Consider the following 18,375-nt stretch of genomic DNA (forward strand, 5'->3'; position numbering starts at 1 on the left):
AAAAAAGCTGATCCATAAGATCAGCTTCGGGATTTGCTATGCTATTTCTCTTTTGGTGGAACAGCTGGAGCCGCGGTTGACTCTCTCTCAATAAAACGGACAGGTACAACAGACTGCTGTGCCTTTTTCTCCGTGTTTTCGATTTGCTGGACGATGAGTTCAGCCGCTCTGCGGCCAATCTCACTAGAGTCTTGAGCAATTGTCGTAACCGGAACTTCCACCAGTCGGGATATCATATGATCATCAAATCCGATAATAGACAGCTGCTCTGGAATCTTTACCCCCATGTCAATCGCGCTACGCAGAAATTCTACCGCTAAATGATCATGTTCTGCCTGAACCGCTGTAACACCTAACTCCAGCAAACGTTCAACCATTGTTTTATAAAATGTACTGCTATTGCGTTCATCCACCTCACGGTAAAAGTCGGTAATTACCAGTTCCGGATCAACCGGCAGCTGGTGTTCTCTCAGAGCTTTGCAGTACCCTTGGTAACGGTCTCTGACCGAACTCCGATACTCAATGCTGATGCTGGACACAAACGCAATCCGCTCATGCCCGAGATCAATCAGCTTTTTGGCCGCCAGGTAACCGCCTTCCGAATTATCGGAGACAACGCTGGTAACTGGCAAGCTTTCGATATATTGATCAATCGTTACGAACGGATATTCATTCCAGTAAAGAGCGTTAAGCACATCGATATTGCTGATGGTACTCATAGGATATAAAATAATTCCCCTCGAGCCGATCTTCGGAACACGAAGTAGCAGCTCTTTCTCTTTGTTTTTATCCCAGTTACTACTATGGATGCTCAAATAATAACCCTTGGAGTCCAAGTAGTCGGAAGCTCCTTGAATGTAATCAAGTTCATTCGTTACCAAATAAGGCAGTATCATCGAAATGATCGGATTAGGGCTGGAATTAGTCACGCCGGTGTCAGGCAGCAAATTACCGTATCTTTGTTTTTTCACATAGCTGCCGCTGCCGCGTTTCCGATAAATAAGACCTTCCCGTTCCAATTCTATCAATGCACGCTTTGATGTAATCCGGCTGACGCCTGATTGCTCCGCCAACTCTACTTCTGTCGGAAGCTGCTGATCTGCTTTAAAATCACCATTTAGAATCTTTGATTTCAGATCTTCCAGAATTACCATGTATAACGGTTTATTTTTGGATTGCATCGTACATCACTTCCAGTCTGTCCCAATATTCACACTTTTCCATTGATTATAACAACTTTATTGAAATCTATGCAAATTATATACCAAATTAAATGATATAATTGTCTATATTACGGAAAAAAGCCGTCAAAATGTTGACGGCTCCGTCAAGAACTGATTATAAGATTAACCCCAATTTATATAGTAATAACAACTGACAGCCTAATCAGGATTTCGATTGTTTATTTTTCACCCATTCTTTATACTCCGGGAGTGTATATTCATCGGTTTTAACAACGGTCCACGAGTCTGTTTCATGGTTTCGTTGAACGTATAGACTAATGAGAAGCTCTCCTCCAGAAATATCATAATTATCCAATAAGTAAGTAATCTCCGTGTGAACAAGTACAACGGCTTTATTGCTGCCAAGCTTTTTAACTTGAATTCGGTCATTACTCTCTTCGTTATAATTAGCATCCAATAGGTTAAATGATTTTAAGCGATCCAGCTCGTCTTGTTCGATATTAATGCCGGTTTTACGATCCATATGATGTGCTAACTGGGGGAACTGCTTCCATAGAACGTTTATATCTTTCTCAAGGACTGCTTTCGTTCGAAGATATAAATACTCTCTAACCACCCTGATGTATTCGCCCCATTCCGAAGATGAGATGTCCGAAAAATCATCTGTTAATGCACTTGATTTCCCGGATTCTGAAGGAGCAAATGCTGCTGTATCTACCGTACTTTCAATGCTGTTAGTTCGTGTTCCCTTGGTATCATTTCCACAGCCTATCACAAGTGACAGAGCCATACACAACATGACAAGAAGTTTTTTCATAGCTATAAACGACACTCCTTATTGAGATAAGTAGCTATATTTCTCTTCTCTACTTTTACCTCTCATTAGGTTTTACTTCATCGCACCCATAATCAAATGTAAACTGTTCTCTTGTTCATGGGGTTTGAATATGATCATTCTTTGATTAAGGCTGTAATAAATGGCTGTATACTCTGTTTTTATCGTCTTTAAAGCATCTATCGCATATTTCACATTGTAGTTAAACTCGAAGTCATTCCCATTTAAGCTCTCAAGCGTGATGTTTTCATCCAAGTTACCATTTTCACTCTGGCAATATATCTCAAATATTATGGGAGTCGCCGCCTACTAATTGGATGACTTATCTGCAAATTTTTTGCTCCCCGAAGTCCCCCGATAATCAGCCTCTATATTTTTTATCTAAAATCTATTTCTATGTTTCCATGCATTGGAACTGTACATCTGTTCCATGAACTTTACTAAGTAAAGTGTCCCGCTCTACGAACCCATTCTTTTTATATACATTTATAGCTCTTGTGTTAAAAGTGGCAACAGCCAGCCTGAATTGGTCTTGTTTATAACGTTCTTTCATAAATTGCAGCCCTTCCGCCACGAACGAACTTCCCTGCCCATTCCCGGTCAACGATGGTTTCATACCAAGGCCAATATCTAGGCGGTTCTCTTCCACATATATTCCAGCATCATATCCCCCAGGTAGTCTTGCACTATTACCGCAGCAAAAAAATCCAGCTAACTGGTTCTGATGATCAAGAGCAGCATAATACTCACCATTCATTAATTCTTCCATGGACTCATCACTTGAATCAAAGTTATAAAAGTCATAGGGCGCTGGATACTCCCATGTCATTATTGTCTCAGCCATCTGTTTGGTCATCGGTTTAAAGTTATACATCATTTCTGTTCCTTCTCCTTATGTTTGCTTATTCGATATGCTCCTCAACTAACTGTACGATTTCGATATATGGATGATGTTCTGCTATCTTTTCCGCTAACGATCTTACTCCAAAAATTTCGGTGAAGGTGTGGCTACCCACAATTAAATTTATCTTCACATACTGTGCATATTGTACCGTGTATAAGGTTTTTTCTCCGGTAATATACACATCGCATTCCCCGTTAAACGCATCTCGAATCTGGTCCGTGCTATTCCCTGCCCCCGTCACGATTCCTACCCGCTTAATTAGCCGATCTGAATTTTCCCACGACTTTACATCTTCATCAAGCACCGTTTTTACTTTATCTACAAACGTCCCAAATGAGATAGGCGTCGTTAGTTCACCTATACCAGGAATACTTCTTCCTTCTTGATGTGATGAGAGTTGCACCAGACGCTCCATTCCGAGCTCTTTAAATAACGAGTTGCATGTACCAAACGGAGCATAATCCAAAGGTAAATGTACAAATTAACTCCCCAATTCAAATGACGGTATAGTGCTCTACTGTTGGAAAAGGATCGTAAAAATGATGAAGCAGCTTCTTCCACTCCTGATATTCCGGGGAACCTCTGAAACCGATAGTATGATCCTCTAAATGCTCCCACCTTACAAGCAATATATATTTATGATCATCTTCTATACATTTTTGTAACTCGTGATTGATATATCCCTTCATGCTGGAAATGATAGATGACGCCTCTTTAAAAGCAGTTTCAAATGTTCCAGTTAACCCTGTCTTAATTTGTAGCATGGCAACTTCTAATATCACGGTAAGCCACTCCCTTCTCCATTCACTCTAAAATGACAAACCCAGCCTAGAATTATCTTCAGCTGGGTTTTATCTTCGAAAGTACGCTATCTTTGGCATTATTTTTTCTTCTTGTGATAGTGATAACCGGTGCATAGTCCTTTTTGTTTTGATTTTGCTGAACATTTATGCCCTCCATTTTTGTCGGTTCTTCCTGAATGTGCGTAAGCAGCAGATGAAGTTCCGACAAGTACGGCTAGTGCTATAAATAGCATTATGATCTTTTTCATGGTTTCTCCCTCTACTTACCCTATGCATTAGGGTTTATTAGAATCCCCACCATTCTACTATAAATTCCATATCCAGGACATAGTTTTTTTGAAATTCTTACTCCATTTTATGATTTCGCAATACCATATGTATATGATCTTCCCATATCCCATTAATTTTTAAATATTTTTGAGCAAGACCTTCATGATAAAACCCTAGCTGTTGCACCACTTTCAAGGAAGCTTCGTTCCTTGGCATGATGTTAGCTTCAATCCGATGAAGTTGTAATACATCAAACGCATAATTGATCATGCATCTGATCCCCTCTGTCATATAACCTTTGTTGTTCTCTTCCTGATCCAAGCGATAGCCTAGGTGACAAGATAAAAATGCTCCCTTAACAATATTGCTCAGTGCAATGGATCCAATAATTTTGTCCGGTTCATCTATTTTGTACATCCAAACTTTAACCAGTTGTCCCTTTTCCATATTTAATCTATCACTTAAAATTAATTCTTTTTGTGTTTGAGCGGTGTAATAATCAGCGTTTCTGACAACTTCCCACCTCTCTAAAAACTCCTTATTCCTCACGACATAATCTAAGACTTGCATCGCTTTAGATTCGTCAATAGATTTTAGTATTAATCTTTGAGAGTGTAGTTCGATATCCATAATCATCCTCTTTTCCTTAAGCTCTGAAGTTGAGCAGTTTTTATTTTCAATGAAACCCGGCCAATTAGATTGTTTTTGTGACTATATGACAACAAAAAAGAGCTGATCGCAGCTCTTTTTTACTCTTTTCAACGAAGACCTCTGAAATATATCTGTCTCTTCATAATGAGAGGGTATTTATCATTGATGACTCATCCATTAGTGGTTACCTAGTTACAGTTCCTTTTTCATGGAGCAGTGAAAGGATATCCAGCGGTTTCTCAAATTTATATTTTGCAGGTATCGCTTCATGATTTTTGCAACCCCATAATGCCAATCCAAAGTCGATACCCGCATCTCTAGCACACTCATAATCATAAATCGTATCTCCAATATAAATAGAAGACATCGCATCAGCACCGGAAATCTCTAGAAACTTGAATAGTGGTTCTGGATGCGGTTTATGCAGTTCGGTATCGTCAGCACAAACAACATGCGGAAAGTGTCCAGTTAAACCAAACGGTACAAAATCATGTAAAAATTCTTGATCTGTCTTAGACGTTACAACGCCCATTATTACTGACTGTTTCTTCAACTCGTCGAGCAATTCCTTAATCCCACTAAAAACATCTATCGTAGAATAATATTCTTTCATATAGCTGTCCCAGCGGTCTAAAGCTTGATTCATATCGTCAATCCCTAACTGTTGCAATGCATACACCCCAGGAATCCCAAGTGCGAAATTTAGGTCTTTCAGATCGATATCCCTGTCATAATCCACCTTCAACAATTTTTGCAATGAACTCAACACGGCTTGCTCTGTGTCAATCAAGGTTCCGTCAATATCAAATATAAATGTGTTGTACATGAATCGATTCCTCCTTAACATCGTATAAGCGGTTTGAAAGCCTATATGTATGCTAAAGTATGATATCCATTTCAGGTCAACAGCTAAATTGATAAGCGGTGAATAACTCGATATGGTATTTTTTGCTTCTCTCTAGATTTATTTATAATGAGGTTGAAAGCTTGCTCACCCACTTTGACTAATTGATGATCTACAGTAGAAAGACCTAATGCGATTCCAATGGGCTGATTCTCTTGTCCAATAATCGCTAGATCATCAGGTACTTTTAGCTGAATTGAAAGAGCATACTGGTAGAAGCCTCCTGCTACCTCGTCTCCATTAGCATAAACGGCCGTTGGTCTAGGGTGCATGCTTAGCAGCTTCTTTGCTGCGTTACTCCCATCCTCCATACTATAACAATCCGAAATGTGAAGCTCCGGTCGTAATTCACCAAACACGTTCTTGTAAGCTGCAATCGTTTGTTGTGTGCTTTTGCTCTCAAGCCCTCTTGCAGTTGTAAAGGCTACCGTTGTATGCCCCTTCTCTTTGAGCAGTTGAAATACATCTAGATAAGATGAATAACGATCAAGATATGAACATCCTATTTCGGGATGATCGGTATACTCGCATGCAACGATCATTCCATATTTCGTATAAGGAACAATCGATTCCCAATCATTACTTCGTGAAGTGATGATAATGCCGTCTAGCTGTTTATTTTTAAGCATGTTCAAATAACTGATTTCTTTATCTTTATTGTATTTGGTTGGCAGAACCGTAACCGAATAATCCTGCTCAATAGACATATTGAGAATTCCATGTAACAGCTGATCGAACGCCTGATTATTATTGTAGGGTATGATGACACCAATCGTTCTCGTTTCCCTGCGTATTAAATCGATAGCGGCCCGATTAGGCGTATAATCCAATTCATCAATCACTTTCTGAACAGCTGCTCGTTTATCCTCAGATACATACGGATGATTATTAAGCACTCTGGATACAGTCGATACAGACACACCTGCTCGCTTAGCAATTTCGTTAATGTTAGCCATAGAAACCTTCTCCCAATGTAAAATGATCAGCTTCTACCCTCATATCACTGGATATCTGATACCACTTCCATCAATGTAACATAGATGAATCATCTTTGCAGTTTTGCACACCTAATTATTCTTTTTACCATATGTCGGCTCAACATAAAAAACAGGATAAAGCAGTTGCTATTTCTGCCTCATCCCGTTCAACATGATTAAAATTTCTTCTATCACAATTTCCGGTTCATCGTGATGAATATAATGCCCGCTACGACCAGCAATCCGGTGCTTACTTGACGTTGACAGCCGCAGGAAATCACTCTGCAGCCTTTGCTCAACTTCCAATATTTCCTCAGCGGGCCATTCCCCGTCACCTATATCCGGCAGGCCTCGTGTAATAATTGAGAGCGGAATATCGCTGTGCCGGAAATAATCAACGATTTGTTTATAGCTCTGTGGCTTATCGATTTTCTCACTATTTAGCATAGGATTCTCGAAGTATTCCCTATTTTCAGCAGCCAGCTTTTCTGGCAAAACCTTTTCATACGCGAGTTCTTTATATTCAGGCGCCGCATCAACAAGAACTATGCCGGAAATAAGCTGCGGATAAAGGCTTGCATATAACCTGGCGACTAAACCGCCAAAAGAATGTCCCACCAAAATATAGGGTGGTTCCACGTCAAGTGCCAGCAACAGTTCGGAGAGCTCCTCGACCAGATCATGACAAGTTCGTGGTACGGACGCCGCTTGGCTCCTGCCAACACCAGCTCTGTCATAGGAAAAGGTTGACGTTTCCTGCGATATGCGGTCTTGAACCACATTCCATGTCTCATGGCTATCACCTAATCCGGCGATGAAGATGACGGTTGGTGTACTTTTTCGTGTATATTTACTGTACAGTCTGCGGTTATCACAGGTATAGAGACTTTCCATGTAACTACCGCGGATTTCTGAAGCGTTCGTCCCAATCATTTCATACTTATTACGCATTACATACAGCCTCCATCTAAAAAATCAAGTGATGTAATATATTTCTTATTATACAACTCAACACGTCATTAATGGACAGAAAAAAAAGATGACTTCTGAATTCAGTAGTCATCTTTTGAGTGCTTAGTTTGAGGCCTTTTCTATAAATGTAGTTCTCCGTTTATCTTACAAGCTCATCAACTGCTAGCCCTTCCCCAAATACGATTAATCCAATTTTCAAAAAGTCCTACGACTTTATCCAGAAGTAGCCCAGCTACTCCAATAAACAGAATACCTGCCATCACCAAATCAAGTCTCAAGGAATTTCTTGCATCAACGATTAAATAACCAAGACCTGACTGCGTCCCGATCATCTCACCTGCGACAAGAAAAATCCACGCTGTTCCTACAGCAATATGCAGCCCATTCGCAATGTAAGGGAACGCAGCTGGAAAAATGATTTTTCGTAAAAGCTCAAACTTCTTAATCTCGAAATTTTGAGCAACTTTCAAATACGTTGTATCAACTTTTCTTACGGCCGCCACCGTTGATAGCAATACTGGAAAAAAGGCGGCGATAAAAATAATGACGATGGCCGGCATATTGCCAATACCAAACCATAGAACTATAAAAGGTGACCATGCAATCGGAGAAACCGGCCTTAGCACCTGAACAATCGGGTCGATCACTCCCCATAATGCTGGGATTCTCCCAAAAATAAGACCTAAAATAATGGCGGACACAACCGCCGACAGATACCCTGTCAAAAACCGCATTATACTCACTTGAAAATGAACAAACAGGGTGCCATCTTTAACAAGCGATAGGATTCCCTCCCAAACTTGTAGAGGTGTCGGAAAAAGTGCCGAATTGTATTTTCCAATCATAATAATCGCTTGCCATACGGCTATCATAATAAAGAAGCCAATGATTACATTCATCACATTTTTTGTTTTTAGCATCCTTTTCACATCGCTTTATCGCAGATTAACGGACAGTAAATCCCTTTTATGGTTATTTCACTTTATCAAACAAGGAATTATCTACAAAGTCTGCATAAGATGGCGGATTATTCTGTAAACCCATCTCAACAAGATTTTTTGTTAACTCCTCGTAATCTTCTTCATGGATTCTTAAATCATCATAAGCAATCCATTGAAAGGATAAATCCATAACGTCTTTATTCACTTTCATATAATGTGCTGACATTTCATGTGTTTGTGCATCCTTTAGCTCAGCTGCCTCACCAGCTTTCACATAATAATCAACCAACTCTTGAGCAATCTTATTTTCTTTGTCAATAAATTCACCGCGCAGCACTAGTGCACAATCAATGGAGTTCTGCCATATCTCATTATCCTGAAAAAGCACCTTCCCTTTATCAATCGCCACTGAAGCCGCTCCAAAAGGTTCTGCAACTACATATCCTGCAATTCTGCCCTCAGCTAGGGCCGCCGGCATTTCAGCTGGCGGAATCTCAACTGGATTTACTTCGCTGTACTGCAGTCCATTTTGTTTAAGCATTTGGTATAACAAAATATTATGGGTTGAGAATTTATGAGGAATCGCGAAATTTTTGCCTTTTAAATCTGCGACACTGTTAATATCTTTTGCGGTTACAAGTACGTTCCCATCCCGATGGCCTAAGGCGACTGCCTTTAGATCAATCCCTTGCTCTTTCGCCTTCATGGCCAAGGTAACAAGCATGGAAGCTCCGTCAATATTACCTGTGTTTAGGGCATCTACAAGTTCAGGCCACGAACCAAACTTCACGAGTTCAAGATTAAAACCGCTATACTTTTCCTGTTCCTTTTCAATATACAAAGGTACTGCATGGGTAATCGGCAAATATCCGATTTTAATCGTTCGTTGTTCACCTTGGGCACTTCCAGAGGATTTGTCGTTTCCTCCCGCCCCACAAGCAGCCAGCGTAAATAGCAAAACTGCAGATAGAAAGAAAAATGCTCCTGATCTAATGATCCTTTTCATCGAAGTTCTCCTTTTCGATTAAATATTAAACTCGATTGGTTTGTCAGGTCGGCTGAAATGGAATTCCTCAAAAATAATATTCCGATAATGCTGAAAATCACTGTCGCTGCGGTCTCGAGGCTTCGAGAGAGAGATGTTTATTTCTTTATGAATGTGCCCCGGATTGGGATGCATAAGAAAAATCCGATCTGACAAATAAATGGCTTCATCAATATCATGGGTAACCAGAATGGTCGTTGTTTTTTCCTGACGCTGGATACGGAGAAGCTCATTTTGTAAATAGTAGCGATTGAACGTATCCAACGCCGCAAATGGTTCATCCATCAGAATCACCTCGGGTTGTAGTGCAAGTGCTCTGGCAATGCCCACCCTCTGTTTCATTCCTCCAGACAGCTCATGGGGAAACAGGTTTTCTTTCCCTTGTAATCCCACCAACTCCAAGTAATGAAGTGCCTTTTCCTTTCGTTCTGCAGAATGAAGTTTCAAACCTTCCAGACCTAATTCAACATTTTTAAGAACAGATCGCCAGGGGAGTAGGCCATAATCTTGAAACAACATGATACATTTACGATTTGCCTGATCCACTAGCTTTCCGTCGAGCAACACTTGGCCTTTATCGGCTTTTTCAAACCCTCCAATGATATTGAGAAGAGTACTCTTACCGCAGCCGCTTTCCCCTAAAATAGATATGATTTCACCTTGTTTTACTTCAAGCGAAATGTCCGCTAGAACAGGAATTTCTTGATTCTTATTTCTAAAGCTCTTGCTCAAATTTTCAATTTTAATAATCTCCGGTTTTTGTAACTCCACTCTTTCTACCTCCCCTGATAATCGAGCTATGTAGTCATCTATAAAAACCAGATCCGATAAACAACCTTTACAAAACTTTTTAATCCCTATAAGAATAGTGTGATTTAATTGATGTAAGTCATTTTATTATACTTTGTTCATTTTTTCAATCATATCGAGAAACTATTTTTAAAAATGCTAAAAAAGCCGGGAGCTAATGCTCTCCGGCTTTTTGAAAATTATCTTCAATGGGAACCACTTTGATATGTTCAACGCGTTCCCCTGTTTTTTTATTGTAATAAGCGATTCCCACCTCTTCTTCCGTAGTGGAATCAACCAGCTTTTTATAACATTTTTTCAAATGACTGCTACCCCAAATAATAAGGGAATTGAAGACGTCCTCTAACTCTTCGCCGCTTTTTGTTAACGTATAACGGTACCGAGGTGGATGTTGCGAATATAGTTCTGCTTTAATAAGTCCTTCTTCTTCTAGATATTTCAGTCGCTCAGATAAGAGATTTGAGGAAATTCCATCCAGCTCCTTTTTTATTTCATTAAACATTGTATGTCCGTTCAAAATTTCATGAGCAACCAATAAGGTCCACCGATCTCCGATAATATTGAGTGACTGAGCAATGTTGCACGGAATATTATATCTCGTTTTCATTAGGTAATCCCTCCATTATTTCGTTCATTTTATCATAAAATTAATTATTAAAACAAAGTTGTATTTTTGAACTGAGTATAATAATATAACTTTAAGTAATCTAAATCATATAAAAGCGAGGGGTTTACTATGGGACTTTTCTTAATTGAATCATCTTTAAAAGAAATTGTGTCAACTAAAGAAGATTTGAATCAAAAGGCTTCTGCACTTCAAGCGAAACTAAATGAACAAAATTCATCTTTAATCGAACTACAAGTATCGAAAGATTTCTCTCGTTCTTTCTTCATTGTTGAAGCGGAAGATCAAAATACGGCGACTGACATATTGAATGCAGCTGGTATTTCAGTACAACTTGTAAAAGAGGTTCGTCTTGTGGGGAAAGAGCTTGGAGATGTGAAGCAGAACAACGATGTGGTAAACTATTTGGTTGAATGGAATATACCGGAAAACATAACGATGGATCAATATTTGGCCAGAAAGAAAAAGAACTCTGTACATTATCAAGAAGTTCCAGAAGTAGCGTTTGCAAGAACCTACGTGTGTGAAGATATGACAAAATGCCTCTGCTTCTACGATGCACCTGATGAAGCAGCTGTTAAGCGAGCACGCGAAGCTGTCCAAACACCAATTGATTCGATTACAGAAATTCTTACAGATGAGCGTTGAGCGCATAAGCAGTCCAAATAGAGGCAGTAAATCAGATATCTGATTTACTGCCTCTATTTTCAACAATGTTGCTATTCCTTCGAAAAATTCAATGTCAAAACATGGATTGATGGTTGTTTTTTTCTATACAGTATAATAAAATAACTTAAAACCAACTAAATTGATGGGAAATAACTATTTTGACCACAACAGGAGTGGTAATTATGTTTAGGGACGTTGTCGAAAAGAAACACACGCTCGAAAGGGTAATTGAAGAAGAATTAAAACCTTATGTAAAAAAAATAGATGTTGAGGCTTATTACGCAGATCGCTTTCTAAGAAAACTTGGTGAAGCTGGATTGCTGTCATCCACGAATAAGTCTCAACAGGAAATTTTATTGAGTGAGATGCGTGTGGTAGAAGAAACCGCAAAAATATGCATGACCACTGCTTTTTGCCTCTGGTGCCACCTCGCTGCTCTAACTTATGTACGCCATACAAGTAATGAAACATTGAAAAATAAGTTTCTGTCATCACTCGAGAGTGGGGATATTTTAGGCGGAACAGGCCTGTCCAACCCGATGAAATATTATGCTGGACTTGAAAAACTGCACTTAAATGCGAAACCGACAGAGGGTGGTTATATTGTTTCCGGTGTTCTCCCCTCTGTTTCCAATCTTGGCGAGAAGTCGCATTGGTTTGGTGTCATTGCGGGTGTAGATGAGAACAAACTCATTATGTGTTTCATCCCTTGTGATGCAGAAGGATTAAAGCTGAAAGAAAAAGTCGAGTATCTTGGCGTCAATGGTAGTGCAACATATGCTTGCTCCTTTAATGAAGTATTTGTGCCTAATGAATTGGTTTTGTCTGAAAATGCATCTGCGTTTGTGGAACAGATTCGGCCCGCCTTCATTTCATATCAAATTCCACTTGGCCTCGGTGTGACACAAGCTTCAATCTCTTCAATTGAAAGAGTGGGGCAAAAGCAAAACGGCTGTAATCGTTTCCTAAAAAAACAATCATGTGACTTGCAAGAGGCCGAACGTCAATTACAGGAAAAGGTTAAAGACTTGTTCAGTAATGAAACGCTGAATTGGAAAGAGGTTGCTCAAATTCGCCTTGAAACCGTATATCTTACACTTGAAGCTGTTCAAGCCAGTATGCTTCACAATGGTAGTGCAGGATATTTAAGAGACAGCGCACCCTCACGCAGACTTCGCGAAGCATATTTCTTTGCCAATTTGACACCAACTGTGAAACACTTGGAAAAAGTTCTTCATTCTTAAAAAGAAAGTCATACGTTCCATCACCTTGATGGACATTAAACTAGCCCTTTTATGAAATAATTTAAGCCTTTAAGATAAAATGATCCTTTCATGAAAATAAGTGACCATGGCTATTTACTAAGAAATTAAAACAGCCAAACGATTGAAACAATACGCTTGGCCGTTTTAATTTCTATGCATTTTACTAATAGACTTGATTCAAACTAATAGGTCCTAGACTACCATAAGATCCTTGGAATTCTCCTTTAAGTACATAAGTTCCTGGACTAAGATAACCTACTGAATACTCGACAGGACTTGAAGAGGTTGGCCCAATATTTGCGGTAATCGAGAAGACTTTATTAAGTTGACCGGAGGGCCCTTTGGAATAAAGCGATAACTCAACGGTTTCATTCGTAGAGCTCCAAAGTCCAACACTTAATTTATATTGAGCAGATTGGCTAACTGTCAAATCATGTGATGTTGCAGTATAGGCAGCAAATGCGCTAGTAGAGAAAGAGAAGCACGCTAGTAATAAGATCATCACTACTTTTTTCATTAAATTCACCTCCCTTCTTGTTATGAAGTATCAGTAGGGAAAAGGTATGTGGTCAGATTAAAAAGTAATATTTTAACTATTATATCAAAACCATGATTTAATGCATATATATTAAATTTCCGAATTATAAATTCCCATAAGTAACCTCCTCCATGAAATTAGCAATTCATTTTGGTTTCTTTCCGGGGAAACTGTATACCCCAATCATGAAATAATGTTATTAATTCATTGGTTGTGTTGGCAATAAACTTCTCTACTACTTCTTCCGAAAAATAGATCGGCTTAATCTTAGGCTCATTCCTAACGTCCTGAAGCCATCCTATCTTTAAATCTCTGTATTGATTTACTTCATCCTCTGTGACTAATGGTTCTACTAAATATGCTTCTGACTGCTGCAATCTATGAATCGCGTTGTGAGCTCCATTCTCAGATCTCAGCAAATTAAACTCTAATTGGCTCATTTCACGATTATATGTTTTCCTAATGTCTTTTCTATCTCCGCGGTATTCTCTTTCAAATTCAACATAAACACTCTCAGTCCACCTTAAATCTGCGTAAATATGAGCAAAGTAACCCAGGATAAAATCCTTCCAATTTTGTTCCGTGTTAACACTCAAATAACGCAAACAGTTCTTTTTTATAATCTCGACATCTGGAAGTATGTCTTCACTCACAAAATGAGTAACTCCTTTTTCTTTTCTGGTCACATGTTCTCTCATATGTATCGCGTCTGGTGCAATACTGCCCAATAGAAAATGAGGAGAAGGATTGGATAGAGACAGTCGTATAGCAATTGCAAAATGAACCATTGGCCAAGGCAATTGTGTTTACCTCCTTTATATTTCTGCCATCGAAAAATTTCACAAAGTATATATTCATTGTTAATGCGTTGTTAGATGAAACAGGTATCCCCGTGATATTCTCGAAAATCTATCATTTCAATTTAACTGTCGTGATTACTAAATTATGTATCGCTCCCAAGAATCCATTTAACCGCATCTTGAATATGATCTGCAATATAATCGGGTTCAACATCAATCCATCTGTCTCTATACGTATTCAGTGATTCTTCCCCCCAGCCGGTCTTTACAAGTATTTTCTTAGCTCCAACAGCATGTGCAGCCATCATATCCGTGTCTCCCACATCACCTATGACAACACATCTGGACAAATCCAATCCATACTTTTCAGCTGCTGTTCGTAACATCCCTGTTCCCGGCTTTTTACAATCACATTTTTCGCTACTTCCATGTGGGCATATAAAAGCATCATCAAAACCGTATTCATCAAACTGTCGTTTAAATTCCTCTATGGTAGCTTGTCCTCGTGAGATCCTATGCTGATTCGTAAAAGCAAATACCTTTAACCCTGCTTCTTTCAGTTCGTGAATCGCTTCTTGAGCACCTTGGTACAGTGTAAAATCTCTCGGATGAATAAAATGCCCCGTTCCACCAATCGTACCATCTCGATCGATAAATACAGCTTGATAACATTTCATCACATATACCTCCCATGGAATTGCTAATAAAGATGCGAATACCCAGCTTTGTTTTCCTTTCGCCTTCGATTATACATTGTTTCAAAACTTATCGGTATGCACAAAAAAACCGGCCGTTAAAGGCCGGAAATAAGAAATATCTGCGTCACTTTTTCTTATTAATGGAATATTATGCAAAGTAGCTCATATAATCATCACTGGTAAGCCAGTCTCCACTGATTCATTGGCAGCCAGAGTTACTTCAAGTGTTCGCATAGCTTCTTCGTATGGAGCAAGGATCAGACTGTCATCCCCAGTCTCAATAGCGCGGATAAATGCATCATCCTGTTGCTTATAAAAATTTCCTGTTCCCTCCCACGTTGTCGTTCTTCCCGGTTCGGTTATCGTAAGCTTCATGCCGTCAATGGAGAGGCGGAAATCCCGGCCCATAATCTCGAAGGACGACCGGTCATCCGGCTGCGGTAGAAAACCAGTATCGATATGTCCAAGCGCTCCGGATGTGAAGACGAGATTAACGGAGGCGGCATCCGGCGTGGTAATACCCGGAACATCGCGATTCAGCAGCAAGGCCATATCTGCATACACTTTTCGAACTCCACCAGCCAAGTACACCATCAGATCTACATTATGCGTCGTCTGCTCGACAAGCTGACCGCCCGATTTGGCATGGTTGATCCACCAAGCTGAAGGAGGTAAGCCGCCGAAACGGTGTGCACGTACCATACCGATTTCTTTTCCAGCTAGATACTGTTTCGCACGCTGCACTGTTTCCATGTATCTCAGACAATATCCTGTGCTTGTCAGTATTCCCGCTTCCGATATGACTGCTGCTTTCTGTCTCACCTGTGCCATGTTTAGACCAAGCGGCTTTTCCACAAGGAGATGGATGCCCTTTTGTGCAGCCTGTTCTTCGATATCGTTGTGCGCAAATGGAGGTACACATATAAACAGCGCATCCAAGTTCTCCTTCTCCAACATGCTGCTCACCTGAGTGTAAGCCGCGGCTCCATATTGATTGGCAGCCGTTTCAGCCAGATTCGGTACGATATCACATATGGCAACCAACTCTGCTTTTTCATTTGCATGAATATGTTTAAAATGTTCTGCAGCGATAACCCCTGCACCGACAACGCCTATGCGAATCATTGACAGTCCCCCTTGGTTATTTCAGATTGGCCGACCATTTTTCTGCACGTGCTTGCAAGTCATCCAGGAACTTCTGGATATCCGGTGCATTACCTGATGCTGCCTGGCTAATAAACCCGTTCACTGCTGGTGCGATATCACTCATATAGAATGGATTGGCCTCATCCATCAATTCAGAGTGACCGACTTCTGCAATCTCAAGTGCCTTTTTCACAAATTTATCTTCGGCTGTCACAAAATCAGCATTTTTCAGTGTAGGCGTATAAGAGAAAGTCTCATACATATATTTTTGAGTCATATGACCAGAAAGGAATTTCAACACTTCCCATGAAGCATCCACATCCTTTGCATTTTTCGCCATGACAAACGGATCCACAGCAACCCAGCCTTCACCCTTTGGCCCCATGTTCAATACCGGTTCAAAACGGTCTAACAGCTCTTTATTCTGCTTGGAACGGTATTCACTCATCGAAGAGCCACCCGTAGAATCCAGGGCGATGGCGATATTGTTCTTTTCCAGACCAAAGTTCTCAGCACCTTGAGCATTCACAAAACCTGCCGGCGGAAGTGCTGCCGCTTCTTTGAGCCATTCCATCACTTTTACCATCTCAGGTGTATTCAAATGCCACTTGATATTCTTGGTGTCCTTCAGGGAACCTTCTGCACCTTTTGCGCCAAAAGCCAAGGTAAGAGCTACGAATGTCGATCCATTGAGCGAGTTACCACTCCAGTACACTCCAAAATTGTCTTCTCCCGTTTTTGGATTTTTACCGGTCATTTTTTTAGCCTTATCCAATATTTCTTCTGGAGTCGCCTTCGCAGATAACACTTCGACTCCCCAATCTTCAAACAGTTTTTTGTCGTAGATCGTCATTCTCCGCCCGAGAACTGCAGGAATACCGAATTGTTTAGCTCCATCAGGTGATTTGGTACTATAGGAGTTGTTCATAATGCCTTCCAAATAAATCTTCGGGTCAAATGATTTATCTTTCTCGATCAAGTCATCCAGGTCACGCAGCAGTCCTTCCTGGTACCATTGGGAGGCAAAAGCTCCGCCTGTGTAGAGTATATCTGCATCTCCAGAGAGCAGCATCGCCGATTGTTTCGCCTTCACGTTCTCCCACGGAATCTGGTAAATCTCGAGCTTAATGTTCGGGTACATGATTTTGAACGTTTTATCCAGATATTCATTCAGGCCAATCGTCGGATTTCCTGTCAATGCATCAATCCCGTTTTCGAGCTGCCAGCCGGCCAATGCAACGCGAACCATGCCAGACATATCTGACACTTTTTCAATTTTGACGCCGCCAGTTACATCCTTCCCTGAGCTACCCGAGCATGCGGCCATTGTAAACACGAGCATGAAGGACATAATGAGCAACAATGCCTTTTTCATAACCTTAACACCTCCAAAAGTAATAGACTTTCTATTTGCTCTTTACTGCTTGATACCGGATAAAGCAATGCTCTCGATGATATAACGCTGAAGGAATAAATATACGACAACGACCGGAATAAGACTTATCGTCGTCGCGGCCATAATGATAGCAGGCTGCTGATTAATACCATTGTTATACGTGAACATGGCCAAACCGATTTGTATGGTGTATTTAGCAGCAGTCTTCAAAATAAGCAGCGGCCACAGCATATCATTCCAGACACCAAGAAACAGCAATATGACCATGGTTGCGATAATCGGTGTACACAGCGGCAGGTAGACCCGGCTGAACACGGTGATTTCCTTGGCTCCATCCAGCACGGCTGCTTCCCTTAAACTGCTCGGCAGCTGGTCAAAGAACGCTTTGGCCAAAAATGTTCCAAATGCATAGTTCATCGCAGGAAGATAAAATGCCAGATAATTATCAACAAGACCTAACTTGCTGAAGAGCAAATACTGTGGAATCATCGTCATCTCGAATGGAATCATCATCGTGCTCAGTGCGAGTAAGAGCACTAGGTTCGCCCCTTTGAAGCGGAGCTTGGATAAGGCATAGCCCGACAACAAGGCCGAAAGCGAACTAATGATAATGACCCCACCGCTGACAATGACTGAGTTACCGATATATTTGAACATTTTAATATTGGTAAAAGCCGCTTCGAATGTCCTGATCGACGGTTCCTCGGGCCAAATCTTGGGCGGAAACGATATATTAAGCCGCGCTCCCCAATCGAAGCTCGTTACAAGCATCCAGAGAAACGGCACAATCATTAAAAACGAGCCTAAAAACAGAACAATGGTCAGTATAAGCTGACTTAAAGATATCCTTTTGCGGCGAACGGTTACTTTGGGTATTACTGTATCGGCCATGATTTCCCTCCTATCCTTTTTACTGACGGTTTCTCACTTGTTCAAATACGG

23 protein-coding genes are annotated in these 18,375 nt (G+C 40.5%); 2 read left to right on the forward strand and 21 right to left on the reverse strand.

From position 1 onward, the window contains the following. Window positions 1-41: 41 nt before the first annotated feature. From AC2TF5_RS16880 to AC2TF5_RS16950, 15 genes are all read right to left on the reverse strand, one after another. On the reverse strand, window positions 42-1,181 hold the full coding sequence (locus AC2TF5_RS16880; RefSeq protein WP_491298259.1) for a GntR family transcriptional regulator: 1,140 nt from the start codon (window positions 1,179-1,181) through the stop codon (window positions 42-44). Between the two features lie 205 nt (window positions 1,182-1,386). Beyond that, window positions 1,387-2,001: a hypothetical protein gene (locus AC2TF5_RS16885; protein WP_491298260.1), complete on the reverse strand. Its 615-nt coding sequence runs from the start codon at window positions 1,999-2,001 to the stop codon at window positions 1,387-1,389. Between the two features lie 72 nt (window positions 2,002-2,073). Further along, window positions 2,074-2,274, reverse strand: a complete 201-nt coding sequence (locus AC2TF5_RS16890) for a hypothetical protein (RefSeq protein WP_491298261.1) — start codon at window positions 2,272-2,274, stop codon at window positions 2,074-2,076. A gap of 139 nt (window positions 2,275-2,413) precedes the next feature. Next, window positions 2,414-2,896 carry a GNAT family N-acetyltransferase gene (locus AC2TF5_RS16895; RefSeq protein ID WP_491298263.1) on the reverse strand — a complete coding sequence of 161 codons (483 nt, stop codon included), beginning with the start codon at window positions 2,894-2,896 and terminating at the stop codon, window positions 2,414-2,416. A gap of 25 nt (window positions 2,897-2,921) precedes the next feature. Next, on the reverse strand, window positions 2,922-3,389 hold the full coding sequence (locus tag AC2TF5_RS16900) for a Nif3-like dinuclear metal center hexameric protein (protein WP_491298265.1): 468 nt from the start codon (window positions 3,387-3,389) through the stop codon (window positions 2,922-2,924). A 28-nt stretch (window positions 3,390-3,417) separates the two neighbouring features. Next, window positions 3,418-3,705 carry an antibiotic biosynthesis monooxygenase family protein gene (locus tag AC2TF5_RS16905; RefSeq protein ID WP_491298266.1) on the reverse strand — a complete coding sequence of 96 codons (288 nt, stop codon included), beginning with the start codon at window positions 3,703-3,705 and terminating at the stop codon, window positions 3,418-3,420. Window positions 3,706-3,803: 98 nt separating this feature from the next. Next, window positions 3,804-3,974, reverse strand: a complete 171-nt coding sequence (locus tag AC2TF5_RS16910) for a YHYH domain-containing protein (RefSeq protein WP_208914414.1) — start codon at window positions 3,972-3,974, stop codon at window positions 3,804-3,806. A gap of 97 nt (window positions 3,975-4,071) precedes the next feature. Next, entirely contained in the window at window positions 4,072-4,626 is a 555-nt protein-coding gene (locus AC2TF5_RS16915) for a GNAT family N-acetyltransferase (RefSeq protein ID WP_491298268.1), read from the reverse strand. 205 nt (window positions 4,627-4,831) lie between these two features. Continuing rightward, window positions 4,832-5,473 (reverse strand): HAD family hydrolase, encoded by a 642-nt coding sequence (locus AC2TF5_RS16920; RefSeq protein WP_491298270.1) that lies wholly within the window; start codon window positions 5,471-5,473, stop codon window positions 4,832-4,834. Between the two features lie 83 nt (window positions 5,474-5,556). Further along, window positions 5,557-6,507 carry a LacI family DNA-binding transcriptional regulator gene (locus AC2TF5_RS16925; protein ID WP_491298271.1) on the reverse strand — a complete coding sequence of 317 codons (951 nt, stop codon included), beginning with the start codon at window positions 6,505-6,507 and terminating at the stop codon, window positions 5,557-5,559. A 168-nt stretch (window positions 6,508-6,675) separates the two neighbouring features. Next, on the reverse strand, window positions 6,676-7,422 hold the full coding sequence (locus AC2TF5_RS16930; protein ID WP_491302923.1) for an alpha/beta fold hydrolase: 747 nt from the start codon (window positions 7,420-7,422) through the stop codon (window positions 6,676-6,678). Between the two features lie 233 nt (window positions 7,423-7,655). Beyond that, window positions 7,656-8,420, reverse strand: coding sequence for an ABC transporter permease (locus AC2TF5_RS16935; protein WP_491298272.1), 765 nt, complete (start codon window positions 8,418-8,420; stop codon window positions 7,656-7,658). A 52-nt stretch (window positions 8,421-8,472) separates the two neighbouring features. Continuing rightward, the gene (locus AC2TF5_RS16940; RefSeq protein ID WP_491298274.1) at window positions 8,473-9,447 is read right to left on the reverse strand and encodes an ABC transporter substrate-binding protein; all 975 of its coding nucleotides are present in this window, start codon (window positions 9,445-9,447) and stop codon (window positions 8,473-8,475) included. A gap of 18 nt (window positions 9,448-9,465) precedes the next feature. Continuing rightward, a complete protein-coding gene (locus tag AC2TF5_RS16945) occupies window positions 9,466-10,257 on the reverse strand; it encodes an ABC transporter ATP-binding protein (RefSeq protein WP_491298275.1) in 792 nt (263 codons plus the stop codon). 193 nt (window positions 10,258-10,450) lie between these two features. Next, window positions 10,451-10,903 carry a winged helix-turn-helix transcriptional regulator gene (locus AC2TF5_RS16950; protein WP_491298276.1) on the reverse strand — a complete coding sequence of 151 codons (453 nt, stop codon included), beginning with the start codon at window positions 10,901-10,903 and terminating at the stop codon, window positions 10,451-10,453. 129 nt (window positions 10,904-11,032) lie between these two features. Here AC2TF5_RS16950 and AC2TF5_RS16955 point away from each other — a divergent pair, with 129 nt between their 5' ends. Beyond that, complete coding sequence (locus AC2TF5_RS16955; protein ID WP_491298277.1) at window positions 11,033-11,569, forward strand: DUF4242 domain-containing protein; 537 nt, start codon at window positions 11,033-11,035, stop codon at window positions 11,567-11,569. 203 nt (window positions 11,570-11,772) lie between these two features. Next, window positions 11,773-12,834 carry an acyl-CoA dehydrogenase family protein gene (locus AC2TF5_RS16960; protein ID WP_491298278.1) on the forward strand — a complete coding sequence of 354 codons (1,062 nt, stop codon included), beginning with the start codon at window positions 11,773-11,775 and terminating at the stop codon, window positions 12,832-12,834. A gap of 184 nt (window positions 12,835-13,018) precedes the next feature. Here the strand turns inward: AC2TF5_RS16960 and AC2TF5_RS16965 are convergent, their stop codons facing one another. The 6 genes from AC2TF5_RS16965 to AC2TF5_RS16990 form a co-directional block, all read right to left on the reverse strand. Then, on the reverse strand, window positions 13,019-13,372 hold the full coding sequence (locus AC2TF5_RS16965; RefSeq protein ID WP_241933324.1) for a hypothetical protein: 354 nt from the start codon (window positions 13,370-13,372) through the stop codon (window positions 13,019-13,021). Window positions 13,373-13,530: 158 nt separating this feature from the next. Then, window positions 13,531-14,193 (reverse strand): hypothetical protein, encoded by a 663-nt coding sequence (locus AC2TF5_RS16970; RefSeq protein ID WP_491298279.1) that lies wholly within the window; start codon window positions 14,191-14,193, stop codon window positions 13,531-13,533. 143 nt (window positions 14,194-14,336) lie between these two features. Continuing rightward, entirely contained in the window at window positions 14,337-14,870 is a 534-nt protein-coding gene (locus AC2TF5_RS16975; protein ID WP_491298280.1) for an HAD-IIIA family hydrolase, read from the reverse strand. Window positions 14,871-15,053: 183 nt separating this feature from the next. Next, complete coding sequence (locus AC2TF5_RS16980; RefSeq protein ID WP_491298281.1) at window positions 15,054-16,016, reverse strand: Gfo/Idh/MocA family protein; 963 nt, start codon at window positions 16,014-16,016, stop codon at window positions 15,054-15,056. Window positions 16,017-16,032: 16 nt separating this feature from the next. Next, on the reverse strand, window positions 16,033-17,412 hold the full coding sequence (locus tag AC2TF5_RS16985; RefSeq protein ID WP_491298282.1) for an extracellular solute-binding protein: 1,380 nt from the start codon (window positions 17,410-17,412) through the stop codon (window positions 16,033-16,035). A gap of 42 nt (window positions 17,413-17,454) precedes the next feature. Next, window positions 17,455-18,324 carry a carbohydrate ABC transporter permease gene (locus AC2TF5_RS16990; RefSeq protein WP_491298284.1) on the reverse strand — a complete coding sequence of 290 codons (870 nt, stop codon included), beginning with the start codon at window positions 18,322-18,324 and terminating at the stop codon, window positions 17,455-17,457. Between the last annotated feature and the right edge of the window lie 51 nt (window positions 18,325-18,375).

The organism is Paenibacillus sp. JNUCC 34 (assembly GCF_058269055.1).

Coding starts and splice junctions, on each gene's coding strand:
- AC2TF5_RS16980 (WP_491298281.1), bottom strand. CDS start 16,016: ATGATTCGCATAGGCGTTGTCGGTGCAGGGGTTATCGCTGCAGAACAT.
- AC2TF5_RS16895 (WP_491298263.1), bottom strand. CDS start 2,896: ATGATGTATAACTTTAAACCGATGACCAAACAGATGGCTGAGACAATA.
- AC2TF5_RS16925 (WP_491298271.1), bottom strand. CDS start 6,507: ATGGCTAACATTAACGAAATTGCTAAGCGAGCAGGTGTGTCTGTATCG.
- AC2TF5_RS16960 (WP_491298278.1), top strand. CDS start 11,773: ATGTTTAGGGACGTTGTCGAAAAGAAACACACGCTCGAAAGGGTAATT.
- AC2TF5_RS16985 (WP_491298282.1), bottom strand. CDS start 17,412: ATGAAAAAGGCATTGTTGCTCATTATGTCCTTCATGCTCGTGTTTACA.
- AC2TF5_RS16930 (WP_491302923.1), bottom strand. CDS start 7,422: ATGGAAAGTCTCTATACCTGTGATAACCGCAGACTGTACAGTAAATAT.
- AC2TF5_RS16880 (WP_491298259.1), bottom strand. CDS start 1,181: ATGCAATCCAAAAATAAACCGTTATACATGGTAATTCTGGAAGATCTG.
- AC2TF5_RS16935 (WP_491298272.1), bottom strand. CDS start 8,420: ATGCTAAAAACAAAAAATGTGATGAATGTAATCATTGGCTTCTTTATT.
- AC2TF5_RS16955 (WP_491298277.1), top strand. CDS start 11,033: ATGGGACTTTTCTTAATTGAATCATCTTTAAAAGAAATTGTGTCAACT.
- AC2TF5_RS16915 (WP_491298268.1), bottom strand. CDS start 4,626: ATGGATATCGAACTACACTCTCAAAGATTAATACTAAAATCTATTGAC.
- AC2TF5_RS16885 (WP_491298260.1), bottom strand. CDS start 2,001: ATGAAAAAACTTCTTGTCATGTTGTGTATGGCTCTGTCACTTGTGATA.
- AC2TF5_RS16990 (WP_491298284.1), bottom strand. CDS start 18,324: ATGGCCGATACAGTAATACCCAAAGTAACCGTTCGCCGCAAAAGGATA.
- AC2TF5_RS16910 (WP_208914414.1), bottom strand. CDS start 3,974: ATGAAAAAGATCATAATGCTATTTATAGCACTAGCCGTACTTGTCGGA.
- AC2TF5_RS16950 (WP_491298276.1), bottom strand. CDS start 10,903: ATGAAAACGAGATATAATATTCCGTGCAACATTGCTCAGTCACTCAAT.
- AC2TF5_RS16920 (WP_491298270.1), bottom strand. CDS start 5,473: ATGTACAACACATTTATATTTGATATTGACGGAACCTTGATTGACACA.
- AC2TF5_RS16940 (WP_491298274.1), bottom strand. CDS start 9,447: ATGAAAAGGATCATTAGATCAGGAGCATTTTTCTTTCTATCTGCAGTT.
- AC2TF5_RS16975 (WP_491298280.1), bottom strand. CDS start 14,870: ATGAAATGTTATCAAGCTGTATTTATCGATCGAGATGGTACGATTGGT.
- AC2TF5_RS16965 (WP_241933324.1), bottom strand. CDS start 13,372: ATGAAAAAAGTAGTGATGATCTTATTACTAGCGTGCTTCTCTTTCTCT.